2 protein-coding genes are annotated in these 4,622 nt (G+C 75.3%); both read left to right on the plus strand.

Annotated features, from left to right (window positions below):
* Window positions 1-629: 3-oxoacyl-[acyl-carrier-protein] synthase III C-terminal domain-containing protein (locus ACWEPL_RS64990; protein WP_452443014.1), on the plus strand; the 629-nt coding region annotated here is incomplete at its 5' end.
* Window positions 629-4,477, plus strand: coding sequence for a type I polyketide synthase (locus ACWEPL_RS64995; protein ID WP_452443016.1), 3,849 nt, complete (start codon window positions 629-631; stop codon window positions 4,475-4,477). The genes ACWEPL_RS64990 and ACWEPL_RS64995, both read left to right, overlap by 1 nt.
* Window positions 4,478-4,622: the final 145 nt, after the last annotated feature.

Consider the following 4,622-nt stretch of genomic DNA (forward strand, 5'->3'; position numbering starts at 1 on the left):
ACGGCACCCCGCTCGTCGACCGGTGGCGGATGCTGCCCGCGGCCGTCGCCGGTGACGCGGGCAGCGCCCTCGTGCTCGACACCGAGCCGGGGTTCGCCCGGCTGGCGTCGGTGTGCACGATGTCGGTGTCGGAGGCCGAGGAGATGCACCGCTGCGCCGAGCCGCTGTTCCCGCCCGGCGTCACCGAGGGCCGCACGGTGGACTTCGGGGCGCACAACGAGGTGTTCCGGCGGCGCGCGGTCGTCGAGGGCGACGGCACCGGAGTGCTCGTGACGCTGGACGAGCGGATGGCCGAAGTGATCGACCGGGCCCTGTCGGAGGCCGGGATCAAGCCGGACGACGTGACCCGGGTGGCGTGCATGAACACCTCCCAGGAGATCGCCGACCAGATCTGCGAGCACCGGCTGGGCATCCCGGCGTCCCGGTCGGCCTGGGACTTCGGCCGGACGATCGGCCACTGCGGGGCCAGCGACCAGATCCTCGCGCTGGAGCACCTGGTCCGCGACCATGCCCTCCGGCCCGGCAACCACCTGCTGATGTTCGGCTTCGGACCGGGCGTGACGATCTCGGCCGCCGTCGTGGAGATTCTCGAGTCGCCCGTGTGGGCGCGGATGCGGAGTGACGTGTGATGGATCGACCGGTCGAGATGATCGCGCTGATCGGGATCGGCTGCCGCCTGCCCGGCGGCGTCGGCTCGGCGGAGGAGTACTGGAACCTGCTGTGCGAGGGACGGGACGCCAGTGGACCGGCGCCCGCCGACCGCTGGCGCGACTACGCCGACCGCGGCCCGTCGTACGCGGCGGCGGTACGCCGCACCCTCGCGCACGGCAGCTTCCTGGACGGGGTTGCCGACTTCGACGCGGAGTTCTTCGGGCTCTCGCCGCGCGAGGCGGAGCTGATGGACCCGCAGCAGCGTCTCGTGATGGAGACCGCGTGGGAGGCGCTGGAGCACGCCGGGGTGTCGCCGGACGCGCTGGCCGGCACGGACGCCGGCGTGTACGTGGGCGTCTGCACCGGCGACTACGGGCATCGGCTGCTGGAGGACCTGCCCGACATCGAGGCGTGGACCGGGATCGGCGCCGCCGGCTGCGCGGTCGCCAACCGCGTGTCGTACGCGCTCGACCTGCGCGGCCCGAGCCTGGCGGTGGACACGGCCTGCTCGGCGTCGCTGGTGGCCGTCCACCTGGCCGTGCAGGCCCTGCGGGCCGGCGAGACCGACGTGGCGCTGGCCGGCGGGGTCAACCTCATCCTGTCCCCGGGCGAGACGCTCACCCTGGACGCCGCGGGCACCCTGGCACCGGACGGGCGCAGCAAGTCGTTCGACGCCGCGGCCGACGGGTACGGGCGGGGCGAGGGCTCGGTGGTCGTGGTGCTCAAGCGGCTCGCCGACGCCGTACGCGACGGGGACCGGATCCTCGCGACCATCCGCGGCAGCGCCGTCAACCAGGACGGTCGCACCGCGGGCATCATGGCGCCGTGCGGCCAGGCGCAGGAGCACGTCATGCGCCGCGCGCTGCGGCAGGCGGGCGTCGAGCCGGGCACGGTCGGCTACGTCGAGGCGCACGGCACCGGCACCGCGGTCGGCGACCCTCTCGAAGCGGGCGCGCTGGGCGCGGTGTACGGGGCGGGCCGGCCGCCGGAGCAGCCGTGCCTGATCGGCTCGGCCAAGTCCAACATCGGTCACCTCGAGGGTGCCGCCGGCATCGCCGGCCTGGTCAAGGCCGTTCTGGCGCTCGAACGCGGCGAGATCCCGCCGAGCCGGCTCGACACCCCCACGCCGGCCGTCGACTGGGAGGGCACCGGGCTGCGGGTGGTCGGCGCGCCGACACCGTGGCCCGGCTCCGCGCATCCGCGCCGGGCCGCGGTCTCCGCCTTCGGCTACGGCGGCACCGTCGCCCATGTCGTCCTCGAAGAGGCGCCGCCGGCCCGGCCGGCCGCAGAAAGGACCGCCGGGCCGTCCGCCGAAGGGATCGCGGGACTTTCCGCCGAGGGGGCCGCAGAGCCGTCCGCCGAAGGGATCCTGGGACTTTCCGCCGAGGGGGCCACGGGCCGGCTGTTCCCGGTGTCCGCCGCGTCGCGGGCGGCGCTGCGGCAGGCCGCCGGCAACCTCGCCGACGTCGCCGGTAGCCTGCCGGCGGCCGACGTCGGGCACACGCTCGCCCTGCGCCGGGCCCACCTGCCGCACCGGGCGGTGGTGGCGGCACACAATCCGGCCGCGCTGGCCGTGCGGCTGCGCACCCTGTCGGCCGGCACCCCGCACGACGCCGTGACCACCGGACGGGTGCTCATCGACCCCGGCCCCGGCCCGGTGTTCGTGTTCTCCGGACACGGCTCGCAGTGGGCCGGCATGGGCCGGGAGCTGCTGGAGACCGAGCCGGCGTTCGCCGCGGTGATCGACGAGCTGGAGCCGGTGTTCTCCGTCGAGATCGGCTTCTCGCCACGGAAGGCGCTCACCGAGGACGAGCTGATCGACGTGGACCGGATCCAGACCATGATCTTCGCGATGCAGCTCGGCCTCGTCGAGCTGTGGCGTGCGTACGGGGTGCGTCCGCACGCGGTCATCGGCCACTCGGTCGGCGAGATCGCCGCCGCCGTGACGGCCGGGGCGCTGAGCCGCCTCGACGGGGCCCGGTTGATCTGCCGGCGGTCCAGGCTGCTGCGGCGGGTCGCCGGTCGCGGCGCGATGGCCATGGTGCAGCTGCCGTTCGATGAGGCGGCGCGGCTGCTGGGAGACCGTACGGACGTGGTCGCCGCGATCGCGTCGTCACCCGGCTCGACGGTCGTCTCCGGCGATCCGGACGCCGTCGCCGAGGTGCTGGCCGGCTGGCTCGAGGAGGGGATCCCGGCCCGCCGGGTCGCCTCGGACGTGGCCTTCCACGGGCCGCAGATGGATCCGCTGCTGGCCGACCTGACCGCCGCCGCGGCCGACCTCACGCCCGGCGCCCCCGGCATCCGCGTCTACTCGACGGCGCTGGACGATCCGCGGGCGGAACATGGCTTCGCCGGCACGTACTGGGCGGCCAACCTGCGCCGGCCGGTGCGCCTGGCCGACGCCGTCGCGGCGGCCGCGGAGGACGGATACCGCGCGTTCGTCGAGATCTCCCCGCACCCGGTCGTCACCCACTCGGTGCTGGAGACGCTGGGCGCGGGCGGGCACGAGGAGGTCTTCGTCGGCCCGTCGCTGCGGCGCAACCGTCCCCCGAGCGTCACCCTGCCGGCCAGCGTGGCCGCGGCGCACTGCGCCGGCCTCGAGGTGGACTGGCAGCGGCTGCAGCCGGCCGGCGGTCCGGTCGTGCTCCCCTCCTACCCGTGGCAGCACCGCAGGCACTGGCGTACGCCGTCGGCCCCGGACACCGCCGGGCGCGGCCACGACCCGGACACGCACACGCTGCTCGGTGACGGCGTCGATCTCGCGGGCACCGACGTACGGCTCTGGCGGACCGGCGTGGACGACCAGACGCGGCCCTATCCCGGCAGCCACGCCATCGAGGGCGTGGAGATCGTGCCGGCCGCGGTGCTCGCGGCGACCTTCTTCGCCGCCGCCGGAGGTCAGCTGCTCGGCGAGGTGACGATGTCGGCGCCGCTGCTGACCGCCGACCGCCGCGAGGTCCAGGTCGTGCGGCAGGGGAGCGAGCTGCGGCTGGCCGCCCGTGCCGCGGGCGAGCCGGACGCCGCCTGGCAGCTGATCGCCACCGCCACGGTGCCCTCGACGCCGGGGGAGGCGCCCGTGCCACCGGCGCGGCCGCTCACGCCGGTGGAGCCGGGCCTGGTCGGACAGCGGCTCGCCGCCGTCGGCGTACCGGAGACCGGGTTCGACTGGCAGGTCGAGGAGCTGCTGCGCGGCCACGGCGCGCTGCGCGCCCGGGTACGGTGCGGGCCGTCCGCCACGTGGGCGCCCGTCCTGGACGCGGCGATGTCGGTGGCGCCGAGCGCGTTCCCCGGCGACCCGTTGCTGCGCATGGTGACGCACGTCGATCGGCTGGTCACGCTCGGAGAGCCGCCGAGCACGGTGGACATCGAGGTGTGGCTCGATCCCGTGCGCGCCGACACGGTGCAGGTACGGTTGACCGACGGTGCCGGCGCCGTCGTCGGCTGGCTGTCGGGACTGCGCTACCCGGTGATCGACGTGCCGGCCCCCGCCGAGAACGGCGCCGACGGCGTGCGGCCCGCCGAGTCGATCGCCGACCTGGGACCGGCGGAGCTGCGCGCGTTCCTGCTCGAAGAGGTCGGCGCGCAGATCGCCAAGGAGATGCGGCTGGCCCCTGCCGACCTGTCGCCGTACCGGCCGCTGGTCGAGCAGGGGCTGGACTCGGTGCTGACGGTGGTGGTCCGGCGGCGGCTGGAGAAACGGTTCCGGTGCTCGCTGCCGACGACCCTGCTGTGGCGGCAACCGACCGTCGCCGCGGTCTCCGACTACATCGCCGGGCTGGTGTCCGCCTCAAACGGCAACGGCAACGGCAGCGCCGAGGCGGGCTGAGGAGTCACCTCGGGTGGTAACGGGAGCGCCGAGGCTGGCCGAGGGAGTCACCTCGGGCGCTCCAGGGCGATCACGGCGGGAACGCGGTCCGGGCGTGCGGCGCGGAGCATGCCGTACCCGATGCCGGCGAGTCCGGTCATCAGGC

This window comes from Nonomuraea sp. NPDC004186, from assembly GCF_053603495.1.